Below are 23207 nucleotides of genomic sequence, written 5' to 3' on the forward strand. Positions count from 1 at the left end.
TATCGCATCCTATCTGGCCGCCATGAGCATCATCGAGACGGTAAAGGCGGCGGTGGCCGCGGTGGCGGGCAAGCGCGCCAATGTGCGGATGGAGGGCGCGCGCGCGGGCGTCGTCCTCGACACGACGGGGCTCGACGGCGCGGGTCGACAGGCGCTGGAGGATGAGGTGAAGGCCGCCGCGATCCGGTCGGGGGCCGAGGATGTCCGCGTCGTCCTGACCGCCGAGAAGCGGGAACGGCGTATCGTCGCGGTCGCCAGCGGCAAGGGCGGGGTGGGCAAGTCGACCCTGTCCGCCAATCTCGCCATCGCGCTGGCGCGGGGCGGGATCAAGACCGGGCTGGTCGATGCCGATATCTATGGCCCCTCGCAGCCGCGGCTGATGGCGGCCGAGGGGGTGAAGCCGGTCGCGCAGGACGGCAAGCTGCAACCCGTGCCGACGCCCTATGGCGTGTCGCTCCTCTCGATGGGGCAGCTGGTCGAGCCGGACAAGGCGATCGCCTGGCGCGGGCCGATGGCGGCGGGGGCGCTCAGCCAGTTGGTCGATGGAGACTGGGGCGCGACCGAACTGCTCGTCCTCGACCTGCCGCCGGGGACGGGCGACGTGCAGCTCACCATGGTGCAGAAGCATCGTCCGGCCGGTGCGGTGATCGTGTCGACGCCGCAGGACCTCGCGCTGATCGATGCGCGTCGCGCGATCGACCTGTTCACCAAGGCGGGCGTGCCGATCATCGGCCTGGTCGAGAATATGGCGGGCTATCGCTGTCCGCATTGCGGCGAATATTCGGATCCGTTCGGATCGGGCGGGGCGGAAGCGGCGGCGGCGGAACTCGGCATCCCGTTCCTCGGTCGGGTGCCGCTGACCATCGCGATTCGCACCGCCTCCGACGCTGGCCAGCCGCCCGCGGCGGGGGAGGGGGACCTCGTCTTCGCGCCGCTCGCGAAGACGGTCGCGGACTGGCTCCGACACGGATGAAACCGGCGGGTCGGCGGGGCGTTGGAGCCCGGTAGACCGCCGGTATCCCGTCGATGCCACAAGCCGGACGGGCGGTCGTGCAAGGGGACCGTCCATGCCGTTGACCGATGACCAGGATATTCGCGCCTTGTTGCAGGAGGCACGGACCATCGCGCTGGTCGGCGCGTCGGACCGCCCCGACCGGCCGTCCTATGGTGTGATGAAGCGGCTCCAGGATCACGGCTACCGGGTGATTCCGGTCAATCCCCAGATCACCGGCGAGCATGTGCATGGCGAGTTCGTCTTCCGTGAACTCGGCCAGCTCGGCGACCCGATCGACATCGTCGATATCTTCCGCCGCTCGGACGCGGTCGGCGACGTCGTGGACGCGGCGATCGCGATGGGCGCCAAGGCGATCTGGATGCAGCTTGGCGTCGTCAACGAAGCGGCGGCGGCGCGTGCGGAGGCGGCCGGGCTGAAGGTCGTGATGGACCGTTGTCCCGCGATCGAGATCCCCCGGCTGCGGATCGCGCCGGTCGGACAGGATTGAGGCTCGCGCGGTCCAGCGAAAATTTTCAAGGCTCGACGGAAAGACAGGGGAGACTATCGATGGTGCCGGTGCCGATCCTGCTGCTGTTGGCCGCGCCGCATGGGGCGGGCGGTCATATGATGACGCTGCCGCGCCTGACCCCCGCCTGTATGCCGGGCAGCTGCCCGGGCCGGGCGCGTCCGTCGCCCTATCGCCTGTCGCAGGATCACCGCGTGCCGATCGATTCGAAGGCGCGCGCCTTCGCCAATGACGGCACCTATTGCGCGGTGGTCGGCGACAAATACTGCACCAGCAAGCCCCGCACGCTGTTCCGCACCCAGATCGATTGATGCCCTAAAAACGCCACAGGCGCAGCGATACTGGTCGTCGATCGTAGAAGGGGCACGGCGCCCCCGCCTCGGGCCAAGGCCGGGGGACTCGCGATGCCGGGAGGGTGTCATGGTGGCGACGATGATGGCCATGCTGATGATGGCGGTGCCCGGTCAGGCCCCGCCGCCGGTGCCACCGCCGCAGCCGGTATCGCCATCGCCACCGCCGTCGGTAGAGTCGATCATGACCCGGACTCGCGCGGCCAGCGGCGTCCAGACCCGCTGCGTCTATAATCCCGATTCGACCGACGTCACCGTCTGCGGCCGCCGCAACGCCGATCGCTTCCGCTATCCCTTCGAGGTCCGGCCCGAACCCGGCGATCCCCGCCATGAAGGGGTGTCCGAGGAACGGACCCGGCTGTTGGCGCGGAGCAATCCGGTCAAGGATATGTCGCCCTTCCTCGTCGGCGGTGGCTTCGCCGGGGTGACGATGGAGACCAACCCCCGCAGCGGCGGCGGCCCGACGCTGCGCAAGCCCGCGCCCTGACGGAGATGTGCCGATGCTCGCGCTGTTGCTGATCGCCCTGCAGGCGACCCCCGCCTCTCCCCCGCCCGCCGCGCCGGGGACGGAGCGCTTCTCGATCCTGGCGAAGGATCCCTGTCCGGCGTCCGCCGGAACCGTGGAGGACGTGGTCGTCTGCGGGCGTCGTCAGGCGGACGATCGCATCCCCGTCGTCCCGGACGAGGTGCCGGCGGGGCCCGTCCCATCCAATCCGGAGATGACCGGGGCCGGCGCGCTGCGGGCGTCGGGCACGCCATGCGCGGCGAGCCAGTGGGGATGCCAGACGGGGTTCAACATCCTCGCGCCCGCACTCTTGCTCGCCAACGAGGCGCGGATCGGGATCAGCAAGCTGGCCGACAAGGCCCGCGACAAGAGCAACCGCGTCCCCATCGCGCTCGACGGCCCGGGCCCCCAAGGGCATCTCGAACCCTGAGGCCGCCCTCCTCCCTCCCCAGGCGCGCCTGGGGAGGGGGACCGCCGCGCAGCGGTGGTGGAGGGGCGCGACGGACCGGCCCCGCCCCTCCACCACGCCCTGCGGACGCGGTCCCCCTCCCCATCTGACGATGGGGAGGAAGGGGGATCGCTTAGGCCCTCACCTGTCGCTTGGCGCGCGCTCTGGCCGAGGGCGGTGGGGTGAACCAGTCGGCCAGCGTCAGTCCGGTCTGCGCCATCGCGCGAAGCACCACCTGTCCCGCCGCGCGCGCGTCGCTCAGCGCGTCGTGATGCCGGTGTTCCAGTTCGAGGAAACCCGCCAGCGTATTGAGCTTGTGGTTGGGCAGGTCGGGCCAGGCTCGCCGCGCGATCGTCACGCTGTCCAGCCAGCGCGCGGCGATCGGAGGCAGGGCGTCCCGCTCGCACGCACGGCCCAGCGCGCCCTTGTCGAATCCCGAATGCGCGACGGTCACCCGCCCCGCCAGATGGCCCGCCAGTTCGGCATGAAGATGCGCGAACGTCGGCTTGCCCAGCACATGCTCGGCGGTGATGCCATGGATACCGATATTGAACAGGCTGAACTCGTCGCACGGGTCGACCAGCGTCTCATAGGCCAGCACCTCGACCCCCGCCGCATAGCCGACGATGCCGATCTGGCAGATGCTGCTGGTGCGCGAACAGGCGGTCTCGACGTCGACGACCACGAAATCGGGGGAGATCATCCCGCGTATTTAGCGAGATACGCCGCCTCAAGCAATAAAAGGTCGCGGTCAGGCTCGACAGCGACCATTTCTATCCGCTACCCGCCGAGGCTCTGTGAATGCTGAGGGTACGGGATTTCGATTATGGGTGACGCATTGCGGGTGGCATTGGCGGGACTCGGCACGGTGGGCGGCGGCGTCATCCGCCTGCTCGATGCGAACCGCGAGCTGATTACCCGGCGTGCCGGTCGCCCGATCGAGATCGTCGCCGTCTCCGCGCGCGACCGGACCAAGGACCGGGGCGTCGATCTGTCGCGCTTCGAATGGGTCGACGACACCGCCGCGCTCGCCGCGCTCCCCGATGCCGATGTGGTGGTCGAGCTGATCGGCGGCTCGGACGGCCCCGCGCTCACGCTGGCGCGGACCGCATTGGACGCCGGGCGCGGCTTCGTCACGGCCAACAAGGCGATGCTGGCGCATCACGGGCTCGAACTGGCGCGGAAGGCGGAAGCCGCGAACGCCGCGCTCAAGTTCGAGGCGGCGGTGGCGGGTGGCATCCCGGTCATCAAGGGGCTTCGCGAAGGCGCGGCGGCGAACGCCATCGCGCGGGTCTATGGCATCCTCAACGGCACCTGCAATTTCATCCTGTCCAAGATGGAGGCGGAAGGTCGCGACTTCGCCGAGGTGCTCGCCGAGGCGCAGGCGCTCGGTTATGCGGAGGCGGATCCCAGCTTCGACATCGACGGTGTCGACGCCGCGCACAAGCTGTCGATCCTGGCCGCGATCGCCTTCGGCACCCAGCCCGCGTTCAAGGATGTCGCGGTCGGCGGCGTCCGTCATGTGCTCGCCGCCGATATCGCGCAGGCGGCATCGCTCGGCTACCGCGTCCGGCTGGTCGGCGTGGCCGAGGAGGGGGCGAACGGCCTGTTCCAGCGGGTGCATCCCCATCTGGTGCCGCTCGACCATCCGCTGGCGCATGTCACCGGCTCGACCAATGCGGTCGTCGCGGAGGGCAATTTCGTCGGCCGCCTGCTGTTCCAGGGCGCGGGCGCGGGCGACGGCCCGACCGCCAGCGCGGTCGTCGCCGACCTGATCGACATCGCGCGCGGCGAATATGGCGCGTCCTTCGCCATGCCCGCCCATGAACTGACCGAGGCGGCCAGGGCGGACAGCGGCGAGCGGCGCGGGCGCGCCTATCTGCGCTTCACGGTGCAGGACAAGGTCGGCGTGCTGGCCGAGATCGCGGCGGCGATGCGCGACGCGGGCGTCTCGATCGAAAGCCTGATCCAGCGTGGCGAGGCGGCGGACGGCGGCGTGATGATCGCGATCGTCACGCATGAGGGGCCGGAGCGTGCGGTGGCGCAGGCGCTGGAGCGGTTGCGCGGGAGCCAGAGCCTGGTGGGGCAGCCCTTGTTGATGCATATTTTGGGGTGATCGCGGGGGAGGTCTCGGTGAGACCCCGTGCCCTCCCCCAACCCCTCCCGCTTGCGGGAGGGGAGTTTTAACGGGTGCCCCTCCCGCAGGCGGGGGGGGGGACTTTTAACGGGTGCCCTCCCGCTGGCGGGAGGGGAGCCTTGTTGGAAGAATTCGAAACCTCGGTCTTGCCGCTCCCCTCCCGCAGGCGGGAGGGGCTGGGGGAGGGCGGTGTCTCACCGAGCCCGCCCCCCGACACTCACTTCTTGATCAAACCGATCTCCACCAGCCGCTCGAACAGATAGTCGTGCGCGGTGATCGGCTCCGGATAGCGATCGTGATGCGCGTCGGTGATCGTCCCCGGCAGCGTCTTGATGAGGAAATCGGGCGCCGGATGCAGGAAGAACGGCATCGAGTAGCGCGAGAAGCCGCGCCGCTCGACCGGCGGGTTGACGACCCGGTGGGTGGTCGAGGGCAGGACATGGTTGGTCAGCCGCTGCAGCATGTCGCCGACATTGACGACCATCGCTCCCTCGGGCGGCCGGATCGCCAGCCACTCGCCCGAATCGCGGTCGAGCAGTTCCAGCCCCGCCTCCTCGGCTCCGAGCAGGAGGGTGATGAGATTGATGTCTTCATGCGCCCCCGCCCGCACGCCCTCGGCATCGGCGGGGATCGGCGGATAGTGGAGCAGGCGCAGCACCGAATTGCCGTCCTTCACCGCCGGATCGAACCAGTGCGGATCGAGCTTCAGGTGACACGCGATCGCCGAGAGCAGCCGGTCGCCCGCCTTGTCGAACGCGGAGAACAGCGCGATGAAATCCTCGCGGAAGCCCTCCGGCCGCTCGGGCCAGATATTGGCGGGCATCCGGTCGGCATAACCATGCCCCTCGGGCAGTTCGCGGCCGACATGCCAGAATTCCTTGAGGTCGACGACCTTGGCATCCTTGGCGATCTCGGTCTTGAACGGCGTATAGCCGCGCGCGCCACCGCCGCCGGGGACGTGATAGCGGCGCTTTTCGTCCTCGGGCAGGTCGAACAGCGCGCGGGTCTGCGTCCAGGCGCGGTCGATCAGGTCGGCGGGCACCCCGTGATCCGCGACGATGGCGAAGCCGAAGCGCTCGAAAGAACCCCCGAGCGCGGCGGCAAAGCCCTCCGGATCGCGGTCCTGATCGGCGAGGCTGAGGGTCGGAACCTCGGCGGAGCGGGTGTCGGTCATGGCAATATGTCCAGAAAATCCAGAAAACTGTCATCACTATAGCGCGCCCGGCCCATCGGAACAGGGTGCGTCATCCACCCAATGTCATGACCCCGGTCGATCGATCGCCGCCCGCCGGGCGCAGGTCGAGCCGGAAGGGCTTCTCCTCCGCCGTCTTGCCGACCAGCACGCCGCCGTCGTCGGTCAGGGTGAAGTCCGCCTCGCCCATCTTGTCCCGGAACCAGCTTCGCACGGTCGCCGGGTCCGCCGGGCTGTCGAAGGTCATCATGAACGCCTTGTCGCGGCCATTGCCGACATCGACGTTGCGAATGGTCGAGCCGGGATAGAGATGCACGCCGTTCAGCTCGAAATCATCGGCCTCCAGCGACATTTTCGGAAGCTTGAACGCGCCCTGGAAGCCCGGCAGCGCAAGCTTCACTTCGCCGGACTTGCCGTCGACGGACGCCAGTGTGTCACCGTCCGCGCTGTTGATCGTGACCGAGGTGCCCTGGGGGCGGTCGCAGCCCGACAGGGCAAGCGCGGCGAACAGCGGCAGGGCCGGTCCGATGCGGTATGGAAAGATCATGGCGGCAAACTCCCTTGCATACCCTGTTGATCCAATACGGCGATTTGCAGGTCTTGGGCCGGGGATGCTGTCGACGCGCTGAACGTCGCGCCGTTCCTGGGGGCATGACCTTTCCTGGCCAACGGGATCGCCCTTCGGATCGTTTCGCGGGTTCCCCTGGCGGTCCGATCCCACTAAGGGACAGCCATCATGTCCGAATCCCGTTCCGCTGCTCCGGTGGCGTCCGTCGTGGCGGAGCCGCCCGGCGCGCCGATCGGCTTTGTCGAGTTCGTCCTTCTCATCGCGGCGCTGATGGCGTTGACCGCGCTCGGCATCGATTCGATGCTCCCCGCGCTGCCCGCCATGGGGGAAAGCCTCCATGCGTCGCCCGCCGCGCGGCCGTTCGTCGTCACCGCCTTCCTGATCGGCTTCGGCGTGGCGCAGCTCGTCCATGGGCCACTTGCCGATCGCTATGGGCGGCGGCGGGTGCTGATCGTCGCGCTCGTCATCTACGTCATCGCCAATGGCGCGGCGGCGGTGTCGGCCAGCTTCCCGCTGCTGCTCGTCGCGCGGGTCTGCGCGGGTGCGGCGATCGCCGCCACGCGGGTGGCGACGGTGGCGCTGGTCCGCGACTGCTATCACGGGCGCGCGATGGCGCAGGTGATGTCGATCGCCTTCATGGTGTTCATGATCGTGCCGATCCTCGCCCCGGCATTCGGTGAGCTGGTCCTGCTGTTTGGCAACTGGCGGCTGATCTTCTGGACCATCGCGGGGCTGGCGACGCTGGTGCTCATCTGGTTCTCGGTCCGGATGCCCGAGACCCTGGCGCCCGAGGCGCAACAGCCCATCTCGCTGCCGCGAATCCTCGGCGGCTGGCGCGAGACGGTGAGCGACCGGTTGTCGCTCGGCTATACGCTCGCGGCGACCGCATTGATGGCGGCGCTCTACGGCTATCTCAATTCGGTCCAGCCGATCATGGCGGTGACCTTCGGGCGCGAGAAGCTGCTCGCGCTGATCTTCGCCACGACCTCGGTCACGATGGCGGCGGCGAACCTGCTCAACTCGCGGATCGTCATGCGGCTGGGCACGCGGGTGATCAGCCATAGCGCGGTCACCATCCTGATCCTCGTATCGGCGATCCATCTGGGCGTGGCGCATGTCCGGGGCGATTCGCTGATCGTCTTCGCGGTGCTGCAGGCGATCACCATGGCGTGCTTCGGCCTGGCGACCTCCAACTTCTCGTCGATGGCGATGGAGAATATGGGGCGGATCGCCGGAACCGCGTCGAGCGTGCAGGGCTTCACCAGCGTCACGATCGGCTCGCTGATCGGGGCGGGGATCGGCCAGGCGTTCGATTCGACCACGCGGCCGCTGACGCTGGGCTTCCTCGTCGCCGGGTGCGTGGCCTTCGCGGTGGTGTTCCTGACCGAGCGCGGGCGGATGTTCCGCCCGACCTGAGCGTGGCCAGCGGCGGGGAACCGCCCGGCCCGCCGCACCGTTCCTCCCCTGACACCGAGCACAGGAGGCAAAGATGGGCGGACATCAGGTTCCCAGCCAGGGACCCGGCGACGACGGCTGGGACGAGGAAGGCTATGACGAGAGCCAGCGCGCCGAAATCCTGGAGGCGACGCGCAACGGCCCGACCGATGGCGTGCTGCTGACCGATATCGAACCCGATCTGGGCGACGATACGGTAGAGGACGAGCCGATCGGCGAGCTCGACATGGACTCCGAAGAGGTCGGGACCAGCGACGCGTCGGTCGACATGGATGCCGACGACGTCGACGAGGACGATCTTCAGGAGGATTTCGAGGACGACACGGTCGCCGACGGCGATATCGACGAAGCCGACGACACCGCGCTTCGGCCATGACGCGCTTGCCCGTGGCCCTGGCGGCGGGCGGGATCGTGCTGGTCGGTTGCTCGACCATGCCCGATCCCCGCGCGGCCATGCCGCCGATGATCTCCACCACGTTCCAGTGCGAAAATGGCAGCCGCTTCTGGGTGCGGTTCGACAATCGCGACGATACCGCCTTGCTGCGTCTCGATGGCGATCTGGAGGTGCGGATGACCGGCGAACCGGTCGCCTCGGGGATCCATTACCAAGGTTTCGGCCATGACCTTCGCGGCAAGCGGGGTGAGGTGGTTTTGACACGCCCCACCGGCGATTCGCTTCGCTGCACCGCAATGCGTTAACGATATTCGGACAAACCCGGCCGAAAAATGGCGGAAATCCGCGGTCGCCTCATTCTGCCCCATTCTGCCCCAATTGGTTCATCCGGGTGACAGGAACTGTGGCATTTCCAACACAGCAGACCAGAAGCCGACCAAAAATCGCGTTTGGCGTGCAACCCCTGACGATTTGACCGGTTAAGCGGGCCTGGGCTGAGCGGTCGTACCGCCGCCCCACATAGAATAAGAGAAGGGTATCTCACATGCGTAAGCTTTCCCTCGTCGCCGCCGCGGCGGCTGCGTTCGTCGCCGTGCCTGCCATGGCGCAGGACATGAACACCACCGACACGACGGCGGCTCCGGCCCCCGCCGCGACCGCTCCCGACGGCACCCGCGCCTTCGGTATCGAGCCCTATGTCGCGATCATGGGTGGTTGGGAGCAGTTCGATCGCCAGTCGGTCGCCGGTATCCCCGCGCAGCCCAAGGGCTATAACCTGGACGGCGCGCTGGTCGAGGGCATCGTCGGCGCCAACATCCCGCTGGGCCCCGTGTTCGTCGGTGCCGAAGGTTCGGTCGCCAAGGGCGTGTCGGGCGACATCGACTGGCAGTATGGCGCCTATGGCCGCGCGGGCTTCCGCGCCGGTGAGAGCGGCCTGTTCTACGGCAAGGTCGGCTATCGCTGGAACAACTTCCACAACTTCGCGCCGGGCGTCGCGGGTGACCTGAACCGCGACTATCACGGCACCGTGTACGGCGTTGGCGCGGAAGTCGGCCCCAAGGACATCGGTCTGGGCGGCCTGACCGGCAATTCGGGTCTGCGCCTCCGTATGGAAGTCTCGACCTTCGACGACGCGCATTCGTTCCGCCCGATGGCGGGTGTCGTCGCACACTTCTGATCCCTGTCGGATCCAGTTGGCGTAAAGGAACGGGGTTCGGCAGCGATGCCGGACCCCGTTTTCTATGCGCGTCGCACATCCCATATCGGGGTCGATGGTCGGACGGGTAAAGCGCAAGGCGGGGCTGGCGGCCGCCGCCGAACGGGTCGAGCGGGGGGCTCTGCCGCACTGCGCGCTGTGCGGGCGGGCGCTGGGCGCGAAGGTGGAATGGCACCATCCGGTTCCCAAGAGCGAGGGCGGGCGCGAGACGGTGCCGGTGCATCCGATTTGCCACCGGACGATCCATGCCACGCTGTCCAATGCCGAACTGGCGCGGGACTATTCCGACTTCGCGGTGCTGCGCGCGCATCCGGATGTCGCGCGATTCGTGAAGTGGATCGCGGAGAAACCGGCGGACTTCCATGCGCCGACGCGCGGGGCGCGGTAAGGCTGGTTCACGCCGCGGCGCGGCTTCACGCGAACGAAAAAGGGCGGACCAAAGCCCGCCCTCTCGAAATCACTCGGCCGCGACACCCGCTGCCGAGAACATGTCGCCGGTCTCGCTCGGCTCCTCGTTGGCCGCCTTGGCGGTCTTGGCCTTCTGCCGCGTGTCGAACGCGTCCCAGACGTCGTTCCACTGACCGCGCGTCGCCGCCTTCGAATATTCGGTCGCGCGCGTTTCGAAGAAGTTGGCATGCTCCACGCCGTTGAGCAGCGGGGTCAGCCAGGGCAGGGGATGTTCGTCGATCATGTAGATCGGCTTCAACCCAAGCTGGCTAAGCCGCCAGTCCGCGATGTAGCGGATATATTTCTTGATCTCCTTGGGCTTCATCCCCTCGACCGGGCCCATCTCGAAGGCGAGGTCGATGAAATTGTCCTCCAGGCGGATCGTCGTCTGGCAGACGTCGGCGATGTCGTCCTTGACCGCCTTGGTCAGGCACTGGCGCTCCTGGCAGAAGGCGTGGAACATGCGGATGATGCCTTCGCAATGCAGGCTCTCGTCGCGGACCGACCACGAGACGATCTGGCCCATGCCCTTCATCTTGTTGAAGCGCGGGAAGTTCATCAGCATCGCGAAGGACGCGAAGAGCTGGACGCCCTCGGTGAAGCCGCCGAACATCGCCAGCGTGCGCGCAATGTCCTCGTCGCTGTCGACGCCGAAATTCTGCATGTAATCATGCTTGTCCTTCATCTCGGCATATTCGAGGAAGGCGCCATATTCGCTCTCGGGCATGCCGATCGTGTCGAGCAGATGGCTGTAGGCGGCGATGTGCACCGTCTCCATGTTGCTGAACGCGGTCAGCATCATCTTGATCTCGGTCGGCTTGAACACCCGGCCATATTTCTCGTGATAGCAGTCCTGCACCTCGACATCCGCCTGGGTGAAGAAGCGGAAGATCTGGGTCAGCAGGTTGCGCTCGTGATCGGTCAGCTTCTGCGCCCAGTCGCGGCAATCCTCGCCCAGCGGCACCTCTTCGGGCAGCCAGTGAAGCTGTTGCTGACGCTTCCAGAATTCGAACGCCCAGGGATATTCGAAGGGCTTGTACTGCTTTGAGGCTTGGAGGAGGGACATGAGGGTTACTCCGAACGAATGATGGAAATAGGGGTGAAGGCCGGTTCAGCCGCTGCTTGCCCAGGAGCGCAGAGCGGTCGCGAAACCGGCGAGGATGATCCCGCCCGTGGCGAACATGGTGCCCGCGATCAGCCGGGCATAGCGGCCCTGGTCCGATCGGGTCGTGCGAAGTTGCAGCAGCAGCGTCGCGCCGATCGCACCAAGTATTGCCGCGACGGCGTACATGATCGTCGCGCCCGTCATGCGACCAATTCCGGCTTGGCGCGTTCCGAAGCCGAACCCAACACAGGAGACGAACGATGGTCGATGTCAGCCAGATCAAGGAACATGCCGAAGTCATCGGCGCGGACGGCGTGCATGTCGGCACCGTCGACCATGTCGACGGCGACCGCATCAAGCTGACCAAGAACGACAGCCCCCAGACCCAGGACGGCCAGGGCGCCAAGCATCATTACCTGCCGCTCGGCCTGGTCGCCGAGGTCGAAGGCGACAAGGTCCGCCTGTCGGCCACCGCGCAGAACGCGCAGGACCAGTTCGAAGAAGCCGAGTGAGCGTCTGACCCCTCTCCCCTTGTGGGAGAGGGAGGGGCCCGCGGCCGCAGGCCGTGGGAGGGTGAGGGGGCTGTCCGTCACGGGCGGCCCTTTTGCTTGTCTGCAACCCGCGCGCCGATCACCGCCACGACACCGTCGAGATTGGTCATCACATCGGCATTGGCAAAGCGGATCACGGCATAGCCTTCATGTTTGAGGAAGCGGGTGCGTGCTTCATCGCGCTCCGGCTTCGCTGCATGGTCGTCTCCGTCGATTTCGACGATCAACCGTGCCGCGTGCGAGCAGAAATCGGCATGGTATGGCCCCATCGGAACCTGACGGCGAAACTTCAGGCCCGGCAAAGCCTCGCGCAGGGCGCGCCACAACCGGTGTTCGGGTTCACCGGCATTGCGGCGTAACTCACGCGATCGGGTGACGGTCGTGGCGGATAGCAACTGGCGCTTGGTCAGGCCCTGGGCGTTGCCCCTCACCCTTCCCACGGCCTGTGGCCGTGGGCCCCTTCCCTCTCCCACAAGGGGAGAGGGAGGTCCAGGGGCATGAGAGTCCACGACTTCGCCTTCCCGTCAGGCCATCACATCACTGACACGCCAGGCATTCGTCGTAATCGGTCGTTTCCCCGATTTCGAACTTGGGCGCGCTGATCGTGTTATCCGCCTCGACGCCGCCGCTCCCGGCGAACCCGGCGCGCTGCACCGACTTGGAGCGGAGATAATAGAGCGACTTGATGCCCAGCTCCCATGCGCGGAAATGGAGCATCAGCAGGTCCCACTTCTCCACGTCCGCCGGGATGAACAGGTTCAGCGACTGCGCCTGGTCGATATAGGGCGTGCGGTCGCCCGCCAGTTCGAGCAGCCAGCGCTGGTCGATCTCGAACGAGGTCTTGAACGTATCCTTCTCTTCCCGGCTCAGGAAGTCGAGATGCTGGACCGAGCCGCCATGCTCGAGGATCGAGTTCCACACCGAGTCGGCGTTCTTCGCCTTCTCGATCAGCAGCTTTTCGAGATAGGGGTTCTTGACCGAGAACGAACCCGACAATGTCTTGTGGGTATAGATGTTCGCCGGGATCGGTTCGATGCAGGCGCTGGTGCCGCCGCAGATGATGCTGATCGACGCGGTCGGCGCGATCGCCATCTTGCAGCTGAAACGCTCCATCACGCCGACATCCGCCGCGTCGGGGCACGGGCCCCGCTCGACCGCCAGGGTCATCGACGCCTGGTTCACCTGCGCGCTGATGTGCTTGAACATCCGCAGGTTCCACGACTTGGCCATCGCGCCCTCGAAGGGGATGTTGCGTGCCTGGAGGAAGCTGTGGAAGCCCATCACGCCCAGGCCCACCGAACGCTCACGGCTGGCGGAATAGGCGGCGCGCTCCATGCCCGGCTCGTGGCGGTCGATATAGTCCTGCAGGACGTTGTCGAGGAAGCGCATCACGTCCTCGATGAACTGCTTGTCGTCCTTCCACTCGTCCCAGGTTTCCAGGTTGAGCGACGACAGGCAGCACACCGCCGTGCGGTCCTTGCCCTTGTGGTCGATACCCGTCGGCAGGGTGATTTCCGAACACAGGTTCGAGGTCGACACCTTCAGCCCCAGCTCGCGGTGATGCTTGGGCATGTTCTTGTTCACATGGTCGGCGAAGACGATGTAGGGCTCGCCGGTCGCCAGGCGGGTCTCGACCAACTTCTGGAACAGCGCGCGCGCGTCGACCGTGGCGCGGACCTCGCCGGTCTTCGGGCTCTTGAGATGCCATTCGGCGCCGTCGCGCACCGCTTCCATGAAGGCGTCGGGGATCAGCACGCCGTGATGCAGGTTCAGCGCCTTGCGGTTGAAGTCGCCCGAGGGCTTGCGGATCTCCAGGAACTCCTCGATCTCGGGGTGTGAGATGTCGAGATAGCAGGCGGCCGAACCGCGACGCAGCGAACCCTGGCTGATCGCCAGCGTCAGCGAGTCCATCACGCGGACGAAGGGGATGATGCCGCTGGTCTTGCCGTTCAGGCCGACCGGCTCGCCGATGCCGCGCACCTGGCCCCAATAGGTGCCGATGCCGCCGCCGCGCGAGGCGAGCCAGACATTCTCGTTCCAGGTGGTGACGATGCCGTCCAGGCTGTCGGGCACCGAATTGAGATAGCAGCTGATCGGCAGGCCGCGACCCGTGCCGCCGTTCGACAGGACCGGCGTGGCGGGCATGAACCACAGCTTCGAGATATAGTCGTACAGCCGCTGCGCATGTTCGGCATTGTCGGCATAGGCCGAGGCGACGCGCACGAACAGATCCTGATAGCTTTCGCCGGGCAGGAGATAGCGGTCGTTCAGCGTTTCCTTGCCGAAATCGGTCAGCCGCGCGTCGCGGGCATGGTCGACCTCGACCGGATAGGGTTGCGGGCGCACCGACTTGGTGTCGGCGGGCGTCGGGGCGGGTGCGGCAACCGTGTCCGCCGCCATCTTTTCGAGCATATCAGTCGTCATGTCGCTATCCCGGCTATCCCTGAAATCCATCACTGATGCCGCTCCCTATGTTCTGGTCCCGTTCGGGTCGTCGGCATGGCCCCGGCACGACGCGCAGGCGTCGCGGCAGCATGGTCGGCACGGTTCCAAAAGCCCCGTTGTCGGGTCCCGATTCCGTTTCCCGTCACGCTGTATCAGCATGACCCCTGCTACCAGTGCTTGGGGCCGCCCCCGGCCTCTTCCACAATCCATAGTGGAAAATCCCGGCGAGCATCGCAAGAGGATAAAGCCCGGCGCGGGGGTTGGTTGCGACGAATGACGGGCGCGTGGGGCGGGTCGAAAGGCGCGACGCATGGATTGCCGCCGGGTTCGGGAAGCGCAAGCCCTTAAAAATTTTTTTCGTCGCGCTCGCTTAACCAAGCGCCAGCAGGAACAGCGCGATCAGACCGATCAGCGCGACCACCATCTGTGGGGGGCGGAGCCGTGCGAAATGGCGCGGCGCTCCGCCCCAGCGCGCGATCCAGGGATCGGTCAGCGCGATCGACGCATAGCCCAGGATCAGTAGCGCAAACCCCGTCAGCGGTCCCGCGATCAGTGCGACGAGGCCCAGCGAGAAGCGCAGGATCATGGTCAGCATCTGCGACACATGTGGCCCGCCGGGGGTGAAGAAGCTGAGCCCGCGCGCGACGCCCGCCAGGAAGATGAGGATCGCCGCGCCCCAGATCTGCCCGATCAGCAGCGCGAGCGGCACCCGTGCCCAGGCGGCGAGCGCTGCGAGCGGCAGGACCAGCACGGGTCCATAGCCGAAGATCAGGCTCAGCGCGGGCGCACGGGGCGAAGCGGCTTCGGGCGTGGGGGCGGGGGAGGTCATCGGGCGCGAACGTGCGGCGGGGCGTTCCTATCCCCGGAGGTGGACCGCACTTCGCCTCTCGACGTTCAAACATCTGCGTCTTTTCCCTCGCCCCTCTCTGAGGGGAGAGGGAAGAAGGGTCACCGTCTCCGTTCCCCCTCACGCGATCTGGCGCTGGTCCTCGCCCGTATCGCCGATGTCGAGCCAGGGATGATCCTCCGGCAGCGGGTTCGCGAACGCGATGCCGACCCGGCCTTCGCGTTCCCAACGGATATAGCCGCGCAGCGGCTTGTCCGTGCCGATCCGCATTCCCACCGCCGCGCCGCAGACGACATAGGCCGGGGGCAGCCCCTCGACCATCGTGCCGGTGCTCGACAGGTCGCGGATGCGCACGTCGATCGTCGCGCTGCCCGACAGGACTTGCGCGGCGCGCAGGATCTTGGCGCGCGGGCGGCGATTGGACTTGAGCCCGATCGGCTCGATGCGACCGTCCAGCTCGCCCAGGATGCGGTGGACCTCGCTCTGGCCCGCGGGGCGGCCATAGACGAAGCCCTGGATATGGCTGCATCCCAGATCGCGGATCAGCGCGATCTCGTCCTGGATCTCGACGCCCTCGGCGGTGGTTTCCATGCCCAGCGTGTCGGCCAGCGTGACGATCGCGCGGATGATCGCGGCGTTGCGGCTGCCGGTGCGGATCGCGCCGCGGACGAAGGACTGGTCGATCTTGATCTTGTCGAACGGCGCGTGGCGCAGATAGCCCAGCGAGGAATAGCCCGTCCCGAAATCGTCGAGCGCCAGCCGGACGCCCAGCGCCTTGAGCGCGGCGAACTGGCGTTCCGACTCCTGGCTGTCGTTCAGGAAGACACTCTCGGTGATCTCCAGCTCGAGCCGCGCCGGGTCCAGCCCCGACTGGGCCAGCGCCTGCGCCACCAGCGCGGGGAGATGCGGCTTGGCGAACTGGATCGACGAGACGTTGACCGCCACCCGCGCAGGGTGCGGCCAGCTTGCCGCCTCGGTACAGGCGGTGCGCATCACCCATTCGCCGATCTGTTCGATCAGCCCGCATTCCTCCGCGACCGGCACGAACTGTCCGGGCGAGATGGCGCCCTGGGTCGGGTGGTTCCAGCGCAACAGCGCCTCGAAGCCGACGACCTGCGAATCGCGGGTCGACACGACCGGCTGATAGGCGAGATGGAACTGCCCCTGCGCGATCGCGACGCGCAGATCCTCCTCCATACGCTTGCGGCTGCGCGCGCCCTCCAGCATCGCCTCGGCATAGAAGCGGTGGACGCCGCGCCCGTCGCCCTTGGCGGCATAGAGGCCCAGATCGGCGTTGCGGATCAGCGTCTGCGAATCCGCGCCGTCCTGGGGCGCGATGGCGATGCCGATCGAACAGCCGATCGTCACCTCGTTGCCCTGAATGTCATAGGGGTGCGACAGCGCCGCGATGATCTCGTTCGCCAGGCTGGCGAGCCGGTCGCGCGCGTCTATGCCCGGCAGCAGGATCTGGAACTCGTCGCCGCCCAGGCGCCCGACCAGCCCGACATCGCCGACCACCTGTTCCAGCCGCCGCGCGACCTGTTGCAACAGCAGATCGCCCGCCGGATGGCCCAGCGTATCGTTGACCGCCTTGAACCGGTCGAGGTCCATCAGGAACAGCGCGGTCGGGCGATAGGGGGTGACCGACTGTTTGAGGGTCTTGTCGAGCGACAGCTTCATCCGCTGGCGGTTGGCGAGGCCCGTCAGGCTGTCGAACAGCGCCAGGCGCGTGATCTCCGCTTCCGAACGCCGCTTCTCGGTCAGGTCGGAGCCGGACCCGATGAAGCCCCGGAACCGCCCGACGCTGTCGATGATCGGGCGGCCCGAGATCGACCACCAACGCTCGGTCACCGGGCCGTCGGCCACCGCGCAGACGGTATAGTCGGAAAAGCTGGTGCGCGAGGCCATGTGGAAGGACAGGGTCCGCTCGGACCCGGGCGCGGAGGAGTCCATCTGGAACAGGTCGGTCAGCAGCCGTCCGGCGCTGGCGATCCCCGACGCCGCCAGATCGTCGGCGACCTTGCGCGACAAATAGGTCAGCCGCCCCTGCCGGTCGGTTTCCCAGAACCAGCCGGTGCCATGTTCCTCGAACTCGGCGATCATCTTGACCGCCTGCAGGCCCTGGCCGAATTCCTGCTCACGCGCGCGGGCGGTCGCATAGTCGAGCTGCCCCATCCGGATCGCCTTGACGACCAGCAACAGCAGGGCGGGGACCACCCCCGCCAGGATCGGCAGGACCGGTATGCCCCAGGCGAGCGCGGCGATCGGCGCGAGGAAGGCGAAGCCGAAGGAATAGCCGACCATCGCCGCGCGCACCGGGTTCAGCATCGCGGCGGTCACCCACATGGCGCAGGCCAGCGCCAGCGCCGAGCCCCAGCCATCCGCGCCGTGATGATCGTGCGCGACGATGAACAGGAGTGGCCCGGTCGCGAGCGACTGGACCAGGCTCATCACGCCCAGCTGCTGCTTGAGCTGGTAGAGCGGCCTCTGCCGCGTGATGCCGTGATGCAGGCTGACCCCGATCACCACTGCGACCAGCAACGGCGCGGCGCAGGCGACCGACTTCTGGATCAGCATCTCGCGCGAATCACCCAGCAGGCTGAAGCCGAGAATCACCGCCATCGCCGCGACATTCTGCAGTATCGCCAGCGGCCAGGTGCGGCACAGCGTGCGCAACCGGTTGAGATGCAACGCGATCAGCAGCTCGTCATTATCTTCGACAAGGCCGATCAGGGCGAGCAGCGGTATTCGGTCGGTGGTGGCGGACGACATGCGCGGTTTGCGATCCCAGGGAATTGGGTCCGGTCGTGCCATGATCGGTGTTAAAAATGATTGAAGCCGGGTCGGGTCGGCCGCCGCGAGGTCACGTCGACGTTGCGTGCGGGCCGTGGCTGTCGCAAAAGGCGGCGCATGACGACCCTGATCCGCGATACCGACCTGATCGAGAGCGTGGCCGACGCGCTCCAGTTCATCAGCTACTACCACCCGATGGATTATATCCGCGCGCTCGGCAAAGCCTATGAGGCGGAGAAGAGCCCGGCGGCCAAGGACGCCATCGCGCAGATCCTGACCAACAGCCGGATGTGTGCCGAGGGGCATCGCCCGATATGCCAGGACACCGGCATCGTCACCGTCTTCGTCAAATGGGGCCAGGATTGCCGTCTGTCGGGCGACCGGTCGCTTCAGCAAGTGGTCGATGAAGGTGTGCGCCGGGCGTATCTGCACCCCGAAAACAAGCTCCGCGCCTCGATCCTGGCCGATCCGGCCTTCACCCGCCGCAACACCAAGGACAACACGCCCTCGGTCCTGCATGTCGAGATGGTGCCGGGCAACACGGTCACGGTCGATGTCGCGGCCAAGGGCGGCGGATCGGAGAACAAGTCCAAGTTCAAGATGATGAACCCGTCCGACTCGATCGTCGACTGGGTGCTGGAGATGGTGCCGCAAATGGGTGCCGGCTGGTGCCCGCCGGGGATGCTGGGCATCGGCATCGGCGGCACGGCCGAAAAGGCGGTCCTGCTCGCCAAGGAATCGCTGATGGGCGCGATCGACATGGGGCAGCTCAAGGAACGCGGGCCGCGCAACGATATCGAGGCGTTGCGCATCGAGCTGTTCGACAAGGTCAATGCGCTCGGCATCGGCGCGCAGGGGCTGGGCGGGCTGTCCACCATCCTCGACGTCAAGATCCTCGACTGGCCGACGCACGCCGCGTCCAAGCCGGTCGCGATGATCCCCAATTGCGCCGCGACCCGCCATGCGCATTTCACGCTGGACGGCTCGGGACCGGTCTATCTGGAAGCGCCCAAGCTGGAGGAATGGCCCAAGGTCGACTGGAAGCCGGACCTGCAGGCGGCCAAGCGCGTCGACCTTAACACGCTGACGCCGGACGAGGTGAAGAGCTGGAAGCATGGCGACCGGCTGCTCCTCAACGGCAAGATGCTCACCGGGCGTGATGCCGCGCACAAGCGGATCAAGGACATGCTCGATCGTGGCGAGGACCTGCCCGTCGAGTTCAAGGGCCGGGTGATCTATTATGTCGGACCCGTGGACCCGGTCGGCGAGGAAGTGGTCGGCCCGGCTGGCCCCACCACCGCGACGCGCATGGACAAGTTCACCCGCATGATGCTCGACCAGGGCCTGCTGGCGATGGTCGGCAAGGCGGAACGCGGACCGGCAGCGACCGATGCGATCCGCGAATACCGGTCCGCCTATCTGATGGCGGTCGGCGGCGCGGCCTATCTCGTCGCGCGCGCGATCAAGGGATCGAAGGTCGTCGGCTTCGAGGATCTGGGCATGGAGGCGATCTACGAGTTCGACGTGGAGAACTTCCCCGTCACCGTCGCGGTCGATTCCGAGGGCCAGAACGTCCACACGCTGGCCCCGCTGGTGTGGCGCGAGAAGATCGCGAAGGAAGGGCTGCTGACCCCGGCGTGATGACGGCGCAGTAACGCGCGCGAGGGGGGCGGCCCCTCCACCACCGGGCTATCGCCCGGCGGTCCCCCTCCCCAAGCCGAGCTTGGGGAGGATTCGGGATGTTCCGCGTCGTTCGACCTTTCCCAATCCTCCCCATCTTCGATGGGGAGGGGGACCATGCTTAGCATGGTGGAGGGGCGGGCAACGCCACGAGGCTTGCTCCTCCCCCTTTCGCTCAGGCTGAACGGGGGACCGAGGCAGGCGGCATCACTCGTCCTCCCGGTCCCACCGCACGGTCCAGCTGGCATGGGCGGTGGGCATGGTCGAGACGATCGTCATGAGCAGAAACCCGGTCGCGGTCAGGACCTCCGACATTCGCGGCATCGTCCATCCGGCGAAATTGGCCCATGCCCCCAGCAGGATCAGGCCGAGCGGTACGGTCACCGAAACGACGGCATAGGTGAAGGCGATGGCGCGGGCCCGCGTCGCCACGTCCCATTCATCGACCCGCTCCGTACTGCCGACCGGCTTGAGCGGTCCGAAGATCCGCATGAAGTTTCCCGCGGAGAAGCCGACGATCAGAATGACATAGCCCAGAAGCGCCTGTCGCGGCGACGCCAGCACCAGCGCAAAGCCAATCGCCGCCAGTCCCAGCGCGAGGGTGGCGGGGCCACGCAGCGGGCGACGTCGCGGTCGACCCTCGGCAAAGGCGGGAACACCCGTCCAGCGCACCATGGCGTCGAGGCGTTCGAAAAATCTCTGGTTCGTCACAGCGGTTCGTCCTCCGCATCGGGCATCGGAATCATGAATTCGGCGAAGGTCGCCGGCAGCGAAACGCCCGTAGCCACCAGCGCCGTGATCCACCCGACCCACTCCATCGGCCGGGTCGGTATCGGCCAACCTGTCTCCGGCGAAACCGCCAGCATACCAAACAGCAGTGCGGTCAGTACGATGTAAGTGGCGAAAGCCAGTGCGGTGGCGCGCAGCAGCGCGGTCTGTTCGAACTCGTCATAGGCGGCGAGCCCCCGCCTGGTCACCCAGTCGCCGCGGCCAAAAGGCGATATCGACAGGAAATAGGCGGGAAGCAGCATGACGGCGAAGGGTGGGTGATCGCCTCGCATCAGCAATCCGCTCGCCAACGCGACCACGGTCGATCCCGCCAGCCCCCACCGCACCCGATAACGCCGCCGCCGCTGCCTCAGGCTGGCGGCGTGCCATTTGCGAGCGTCATATCCGTCGCGATAGCCGGTCATGCGATATCCTCCCACGCGAGAAAGGGGATGGCGGTTTGGAAGGCGTATCGTCCCATCACGCGTCTCCATCCCGGCGCAGTGCGTCGGTGAGCGAGGGGAAGGGGGACAGGGAAAAGACCAGCTCGACCGGCGCATCGAAATAGGCGGCGATCTTCAGGCCCAGTTCCAGGCTGGGCTTATAGTCGCCGCGTTCGAGATAGCCGATCGTCTGCGGGTTGACGCCGACCGCCTCCGCGAGCTCGCGCCGGGATATGGCGCGGTCGTTGCGGAACAGGGCGATGCGGTTGTGCATATAGGTAACCTATATGCCCTGTTGTGTTTACACAACGATTCGTTTCGATGATGAACGATACCGATCCTAAATCACATCCTCCCCATCGCCCGATGGGGAGGGGGACCATGCGAAGCATGGTGGAGGGGCGGGCAACGCCAGAGAGGACACCGGCCCCTCCACCACCAGGCAGCCGCCCGGCGGTCCCCCTTCCCCAAGGCGAGCTTGGGGAGGAACGGGGATCAGTTCTTGTAGAGCGCGTCCAGCCGTTCGCCATACACCTCGCGCAGCACGTGGCGGCGGATCTTCAGCGAGGGGGTGAGCTGCTCGTTCTCGATCGCGAAGGGCTCGTCGGCGATGATGAAGCGGCGGATGCGTTCGGTGACCGACAGGTCGCGATTGACCCGGTCGATCGCCGCCGAGATGGCGCCCCGGAAATCGAGATCGTCGTCCAGCGCGGCGCGGTTGCAGCCGGTGCCCGACTTCGCGCACCATTCGGCGGTCCATTCCGCGTCGGGTACGATCAGCGCGACCATATAGGGCCGCCGGTCGCCGGCGATCATCGCCTGACCGATCTCGGGCTGGAGGGTCAGCATCCCCTCGACCTTCTGGGGGGCGACATTCTCGCCCTTGTCGTTGATGATCAGGTCCTTCTTGCGGTCGGTGATGCGAAGCCGCCCCGCCGCGTCGAACTCGCCGATATCGCCGGTATGGAGCCAGCCATCCTTGAGCACCCGGTCGGTCTCGACCGGGTTGCGCCAATAGCCGTGCATGACCAGCTCGCCGCGCACCAATATCTCGCCATCCTCGGCGATCCGAACCTCGGTATCCGCCAGCGGCGGGCCGACCGTCTCCATCCGCACGCCCGCCTTGGGACGGTTGCAGGCGATGACGGGCGCGGCCTCGGTCTGGCCATAGCCCTGCAACAGGGTGAGGCCGATCGAGTGGAAGAACAGTCCGATCTCGGGATTGAGCGGCGCGCCGCCCGACACCATCGCCTTCAACCGGCCGCCGAACTTCTGGGAGATCTTGGGCTTGAACAGCGTGTTGACCGCCAGTTGCGCGGGAAAGTCGATCAGTCGGCGCCTGCCGTCATAGCTCCGTGCACCCAGCGCCAGCGCCTGGTCGAGCAGGCGCGCGCCAAGCCCGCCCTTCTTCTCGATCGCCTTGGCGATGCGGGTATGCAGCACCTCGAACAGCCGGGGCACGACGAACATGATCGTCGGGCGCACCTCCTCGATATTGGCGGCGAGCTTGTCGAGCCCCTCGGCATAATAGATCTGCCCGCCCAGCGAGATGGGGAAATGCTGACCCCCGGTATGTTCATAGGCGTGGGAGAGGGGGAGGAAGGACAGGAACACCTCGTCCCCCCAGCCGAAATCCTCGGCGATGACGGCGCTGCACCCGGCGCAATTGTGCAGGATCGCGCCGTGATGCTGCATCACCCCGCGCGGCGCGCCGCCGGTGCCCGAGGTGTAGATGATGCAGGCCAGGTCCTCGCGGGTGAAGTCGGCCGCCGCCGCGACCGTCTCCGGCGCGGTCGGATGTTCGGCGATCATCGCGTCATATTGGCGGCATTCGATCTGCGACGGGCCCAGGCGGAGCGGTTCGAACCCGATCACCGTCTGGACATGGTTGGAACGCAGCGCCGCGGGCATCAGCGTCGTCGCCAGCTTCTGGGTCGAGACGATGATCGCGCGCGCGCCCGAATTCTCGATGATATGGGTGTGATCGCGCTCGGTATTGGTCGTGTAGGTCGGCACGGTGACGCATCCCGCCGCCATGATCGCCAGGTCGGCGATGCACCATTCGGGGCGGTTCTCCGACACCAGCATCACCCGGTCGCCACGTTGCAGCCCGGCGGCCTTCAGCCCCGTCGACAGGCTGGCGACCCGTCGTGCCGTCTCCGCCCAGCTGATCGCGTGCCAGGTGCCGCCCTGCTTGCGCCAGAGGAACGGCGCGTCGCCCTTCTCGGCGGCGCGCGCGAAGAACATGGTCACGAGATTGGGGAAATATTCGAGCGTTCGCATCATGCCTCTCCCACCGGCCCGTATCGCGCGAACTGGAACGCGCGACCGGGCTCTTTGTTT

Annotated in this window: 26 protein-coding genes; 13 read left to right on the plus strand and 13 right to left on the minus strand. The window is 66.8% G+C overall.

Going from position 1 to position 23207, the window contains the following annotated elements; genetic code table 11:
* Positions 1–22: 22 nt before the first annotated feature.
* The 5 genes from LRP66_RS03540 to LRP66_RS03560 all read left to right on the plus strand — a co-directional run bounded on the left by LRP66_RS03540 (position 23) and on the right by LRP66_RS03560 (position 2805).
* Positions 23–973: an Mrp/NBP35 family ATP-binding protein gene (locus tag LRP66_RS03540; protein ID WP_230481123.1), complete on the plus strand. Its 951-nt coding sequence runs from the start codon at positions 23–25 to the stop codon at positions 971–973.
* Positions 974–1067: 94 nt separating this feature from the next.
* On the plus strand, positions 1068–1502 hold the full coding sequence (locus LRP66_RS03545; RefSeq protein ID WP_230481124.1) for a CoA-binding protein: 435 nt from the start codon (positions 1068–1070) through the stop codon (positions 1500–1502).
* Between the two features lie 59 nt (positions 1503–1561).
* On the plus strand, positions 1562–1831 hold the full coding sequence (locus tag LRP66_RS03550) for a hypothetical protein (protein WP_230481125.1): 270 nt from the start codon (positions 1562–1564) through the stop codon (positions 1829–1831).
* A 109-nt stretch (positions 1832–1940) separates the two neighbouring features.
* On the plus strand, positions 1941–2357 hold the full coding sequence (locus LRP66_RS03555) for a hypothetical protein (RefSeq protein ID WP_230481126.1): 417 nt from the start codon (positions 1941–1943) through the stop codon (positions 2355–2357).
* 13 nt (positions 2358–2370) lie between these two features.
* On the plus strand, positions 2371–2805 hold the full coding sequence (locus tag LRP66_RS03560; protein ID WP_230481127.1) for a hypothetical protein: 435 nt from the start codon (positions 2371–2373) through the stop codon (positions 2803–2805).
* Positions 2806–2956: 151 nt separating this feature from the next.
* Here LRP66_RS03560 and LRP66_RS03565 read toward each other — a convergent pair whose 3' ends face one another.
* Positions 2957–3526, minus strand: coding sequence for a 3'-5' exonuclease (locus LRP66_RS03565; RefSeq protein ID WP_230481128.1), 570 nt, complete (start codon positions 3524–3526; stop codon positions 2957–2959).
* A 123-nt stretch (positions 3527–3649) separates the two neighbouring features.
* Here LRP66_RS03565 and LRP66_RS03570 point away from each other — a divergent pair, with 123 nt between their 5' ends.
* The gene (locus LRP66_RS03570; RefSeq protein WP_230481129.1) at positions 3650–4939 is read left to right on the plus strand and encodes a homoserine dehydrogenase; all 1290 of its coding nucleotides are present in this window, start codon (positions 3650–3652) and stop codon (positions 4937–4939) included.
* A 238-nt stretch (positions 4940–5177) separates the two neighbouring features.
* Here the strand turns inward: LRP66_RS03570 and LRP66_RS03575 are convergent, their stop codons facing one another.
* Positions 5178–6134 carry an isopenicillin N synthase family dioxygenase gene (locus LRP66_RS03575; RefSeq protein WP_230481130.1) on the minus strand — a complete coding sequence of 319 codons (957 nt, stop codon included), beginning with the start codon at positions 6132–6134 and terminating at the stop codon, positions 5178–5180.
* A gap of 70 nt (positions 6135–6204) precedes the next feature.
* The gene (locus tag LRP66_RS03580) at positions 6205–6699 is read right to left on the minus strand and encodes a hypothetical protein (RefSeq protein WP_230481131.1); all 495 of its coding nucleotides are present in this window, start codon (positions 6697–6699) and stop codon (positions 6205–6207) included.
* A gap of 189 nt (positions 6700–6888) precedes the next feature.
* On the opposite strand from LRP66_RS03580, the gene LRP66_RS03585 reads away from it, so the two are divergent.
* The 5 genes from LRP66_RS03585 (at position 6889) to LRP66_RS03605 (ending at position 10173) form a co-directional block, all read left to right on the plus strand.
* Positions 6889–8136: a multidrug effflux MFS transporter gene (locus tag LRP66_RS03585; protein WP_230481132.1), complete on the plus strand. Its 1248-nt coding sequence runs from the start codon at positions 6889–6891 to the stop codon at positions 8134–8136.
* 73 nt (positions 8137–8209) lie between these two features.
* Entirely contained in the window at positions 8210–8551 is a 342-nt protein-coding gene (locus LRP66_RS03590) for a DNA primase (RefSeq protein WP_230481133.1), read from the plus strand.
* The gene (locus LRP66_RS03595) at positions 8548–8874 is read left to right on the plus strand and encodes an MliC family protein (RefSeq protein WP_230481134.1); all 327 of its coding nucleotides are present in this window, start codon (positions 8548–8550) and stop codon (positions 8872–8874) included. Before LRP66_RS03590 ends, LRP66_RS03595 begins: the two co-directional genes overlap by 4 nt.
* Before the next feature lie 239 nt (positions 8875–9113).
* Positions 9114–9746 carry an outer membrane protein gene (locus LRP66_RS03600; RefSeq protein WP_230481135.1) on the plus strand — a complete coding sequence of 211 codons (633 nt, stop codon included), beginning with the start codon at positions 9114–9116 and terminating at the stop codon, positions 9744–9746.
* 94 nt (positions 9747–9840) lie between these two features.
* Positions 9841–10173: an HNH endonuclease gene (locus LRP66_RS03605; RefSeq protein ID WP_230481136.1), complete on the plus strand. Its 333-nt coding sequence runs from the start codon at positions 9841–9843 to the stop codon at positions 10171–10173.
* Between the two features lie 69 nt (positions 10174–10242).
* Here the strand turns inward: LRP66_RS03605 and LRP66_RS03610 are convergent, their stop codons facing one another.
* Together LRP66_RS03610 and LRP66_RS03615 are read right to left on the minus strand one after the other, a co-directional pair.
* Positions 10243–11298, minus strand: coding sequence for a ribonucleotide-diphosphate reductase subunit beta (locus LRP66_RS03610; RefSeq protein ID WP_230481137.1), 1056 nt, complete (start codon positions 11296–11298; stop codon positions 10243–10245).
* Positions 11299–11343: 45 nt separating this feature from the next.
* Positions 11344–11541 carry a hypothetical protein gene (locus LRP66_RS03615; protein ID WP_230481138.1) on the minus strand — a complete coding sequence of 66 codons (198 nt, stop codon included), beginning with the start codon at positions 11539–11541 and terminating at the stop codon, positions 11344–11346.
* 56 nt (positions 11542–11597) lie between these two features.
* Here LRP66_RS03615 and LRP66_RS03620 point away from each other — a divergent pair, with 56 nt between their 5' ends.
* Positions 11598–11849 carry a DUF2171 domain-containing protein gene (locus tag LRP66_RS03620; RefSeq protein ID WP_230481139.1) on the plus strand — a complete coding sequence of 84 codons (252 nt, stop codon included), beginning with the start codon at positions 11598–11600 and terminating at the stop codon, positions 11847–11849.
* A 77-nt stretch (positions 11850–11926) separates the two neighbouring features.
* On the opposite strand, the gene LRP66_RS03625 is transcribed toward LRP66_RS03620, so the two are convergent.
* From LRP66_RS03625 to LRP66_RS03640, 4 genes are all read right to left on the minus strand, one after another.
* On the minus strand, positions 11927–12319 hold the full coding sequence (locus LRP66_RS03625; protein ID WP_230481140.1) for an endonuclease domain-containing protein: 393 nt from the start codon (positions 12317–12319) through the stop codon (positions 11927–11929).
* A gap of 106 nt (positions 12320–12425) precedes the next feature.
* Positions 12426–14342 carry a ribonucleoside-diphosphate reductase subunit alpha gene (locus tag LRP66_RS03630; RefSeq protein WP_230481141.1) on the minus strand — a complete coding sequence of 639 codons (1917 nt, stop codon included), beginning with the start codon at positions 14340–14342 and terminating at the stop codon, positions 12426–12428.
* 361 nt (positions 14343–14703) lie between these two features.
* Positions 14704–15162 carry a DUF3429 domain-containing protein gene (locus LRP66_RS03635; protein WP_230481142.1) on the minus strand — a complete coding sequence of 153 codons (459 nt, stop codon included), beginning with the start codon at positions 15160–15162 and terminating at the stop codon, positions 14704–14706.
* Positions 15163–15300: 138 nt separating this feature from the next.
* Entirely contained in the window at positions 15301–17952 is a 2652-nt protein-coding gene (locus LRP66_RS03640; RefSeq protein ID WP_230481143.1) for a putative bifunctional diguanylate cyclase/phosphodiesterase, read from the minus strand.
* A 138-nt stretch (positions 17953–18090) separates the two neighbouring features.
* On the opposite strand from LRP66_RS03640, the gene LRP66_RS03645 reads away from it, so the two are divergent.
* Positions 18091–19614, plus strand: coding sequence for a fumarate hydratase (locus tag LRP66_RS03645; protein ID WP_230481144.1), 1524 nt, complete (start codon positions 18091–18093; stop codon positions 19612–19614).
* Positions 19615–19860: 246 nt separating this feature from the next.
* Here LRP66_RS03645 and LRP66_RS03650 read toward each other — a convergent pair whose 3' ends face one another.
* The 4 genes from LRP66_RS03650 to LRP66_RS03665 form a co-directional block, all read right to left on the minus strand.
* Positions 19861–20364, minus strand: coding sequence for a hypothetical protein (locus LRP66_RS03650; protein ID WP_230481145.1), 504 nt, complete (start codon positions 20362–20364; stop codon positions 19861–19863).
* Entirely contained in the window at positions 20361–20846 is a 486-nt protein-coding gene (locus LRP66_RS03655; protein WP_230481146.1) for a hypothetical protein, read from the minus strand. The genes LRP66_RS03650 and LRP66_RS03655 overlap by 4 nt, the downstream gene beginning before the upstream one ends.
* 55 nt (positions 20847–20901) lie before the next feature.
* Complete coding sequence (locus LRP66_RS03660; RefSeq protein ID WP_230481147.1) at positions 20902–21138, minus strand: helix-turn-helix transcriptional regulator; 237 nt, start codon at positions 21136–21138, stop codon at positions 20902–20904.
* A 221-nt stretch (positions 21139–21359) separates the two neighbouring features.
* A complete protein-coding gene (locus LRP66_RS03665; protein WP_230481202.1) occupies positions 21360–23147 on the minus strand; it encodes an AMP-dependent synthetase/ligase in 1788 nt (595 codons plus the stop codon).
* Positions 23148–23207: the final 60 nt, after the last annotated feature.

Origin of the sequence: Sphingomonas sp. Leaf21, from assembly GCF_916858675.1 — a bacterium.
Taxonomy (GTDB): Bacteria; Pseudomonadota; Alphaproteobacteria; order Sphingomonadales; family Sphingomonadaceae; genus Sphingomonas.

Bases quoted from the DNA above. Each gene is read 5' to 3' on its own strand.
- LRP66_RS03585 (WP_230481132.1), top strand. From the start codon at position 6,889: ATGTCCGAATCCCGTTCCGCTGCTCCGGTGGCGTCCGTCGTGGCGGAG.
- LRP66_RS03580 (WP_230481131.1), bottom strand. From the start codon at position 6,699: ATGATCTTTCCATACCGCATCGGACCGGCCCTGCCGCTGTTCGCCGCG.
- LRP66_RS03555 (WP_230481126.1), top strand. From the start codon at position 1,941: ATGGTGGCGACGATGATGGCCATGCTGATGATGGCGGTGCCCGGTCAG.
- LRP66_RS03610 (WP_230481137.1), bottom strand. From the start codon at position 11,298: ATGTCCCTCCTCCAAGCCTCAAAGCAGTACAAGCCCTTCGAATATCCC.
- LRP66_RS03655 (WP_230481146.1), bottom strand. From the start codon at position 20,846: ATGACCGGCTATCGCGACGGATATGACGCTCGCAAATGGCACGCCGCC.
- LRP66_RS03605 (WP_230481136.1), top strand. From the start codon at position 9,841: ATGGTCGGACGGGTAAAGCGCAAGGCGGGGCTGGCGGCCGCCGCCGAA.
- LRP66_RS03550 (WP_230481125.1), top strand. From the start codon at position 1,562: ATGGTGCCGGTGCCGATCCTGCTGCTGTTGGCCGCGCCGCATGGGGCG.
- LRP66_RS03595 (WP_230481134.1), top strand. From the start codon at position 8,548: ATGACGCGCTTGCCCGTGGCCCTGGCGGCGGGCGGGATCGTGCTGGTC.
- LRP66_RS03590 (WP_230481133.1), top strand. From the start codon at position 8,210: ATGGGCGGACATCAGGTTCCCAGCCAGGGACCCGGCGACGACGGCTGG.
- LRP66_RS03575 (WP_230481130.1), bottom strand. From the start codon at position 6,134: ATGACCGACACCCGCTCCGCCGAGGTTCCGACCCTCAGCCTCGCCGAT.
- LRP66_RS03640 (WP_230481143.1), bottom strand. From the start codon at position 17,952: ATGTCGTCCGCCACCACCGACCGAATACCGCTGCTCGCCCTGATCGGC.
- LRP66_RS03665 (WP_230481202.1), bottom strand. From the start codon at position 23,147: ATGCGAACGCTCGAATATTTCCCCAATCTCGTGACCATGTTCTTCGCG.
- LRP66_RS03635 (WP_230481142.1), bottom strand. From the start codon at position 15,162: ATGACCTCCCCCGCCCCCACGCCCGAAGCCGCTTCGCCCCGTGCGCCC.
- LRP66_RS03565 (WP_230481128.1), bottom strand. From the start codon at position 3,526: ATGATCTCCCCCGATTTCGTGGTCGTCGACGTCGAGACCGCCTGTTCG.
- LRP66_RS03570 (WP_230481129.1), top strand. From the start codon at position 3,650: ATGGGTGACGCATTGCGGGTGGCATTGGCGGGACTCGGCACGGTGGGC.
- LRP66_RS03630 (WP_230481141.1), bottom strand. From the start codon at position 14,342: ATGGATTTCAGGGATAGCCGGGATAGCGACATGACGACTGATATGCTC.
- LRP66_RS03545 (WP_230481124.1), top strand. From the start codon at position 1,068: ATGCCGTTGACCGATGACCAGGATATTCGCGCCTTGTTGCAGGAGGCA.
- LRP66_RS03620 (WP_230481139.1), top strand. From the start codon at position 11,598: ATGGTCGATGTCAGCCAGATCAAGGAACATGCCGAAGTCATCGGCGCG.
- LRP66_RS03600 (WP_230481135.1), top strand. From the start codon at position 9,114: ATGCGTAAGCTTTCCCTCGTCGCCGCCGCGGCGGCTGCGTTCGTCGCC.
- LRP66_RS03645 (WP_230481144.1), top strand. From the start codon at position 18,091: ATGACGACCCTGATCCGCGATACCGACCTGATCGAGAGCGTGGCCGAC.
- LRP66_RS03540 (WP_230481123.1), top strand. From the start codon at position 23: ATGAGCATCATCGAGACGGTAAAGGCGGCGGTGGCCGCGGTGGCGGGC.
- LRP66_RS03615 (WP_230481138.1), bottom strand. From the start codon at position 11,541: ATGACGGGCGCGACGATCATGTACGCCGTCGCGGCAATACTTGGTGCG.
- LRP66_RS03660 (WP_230481147.1), bottom strand. From the start codon at position 21,138: ATGCACAACCGCATCGCCCTGTTCCGCAACGACCGCGCCATATCCCGG.
- LRP66_RS03560 (WP_230481127.1), top strand. From the start codon at position 2,371: ATGCTCGCGCTGTTGCTGATCGCCCTGCAGGCGACCCCCGCCTCTCCC.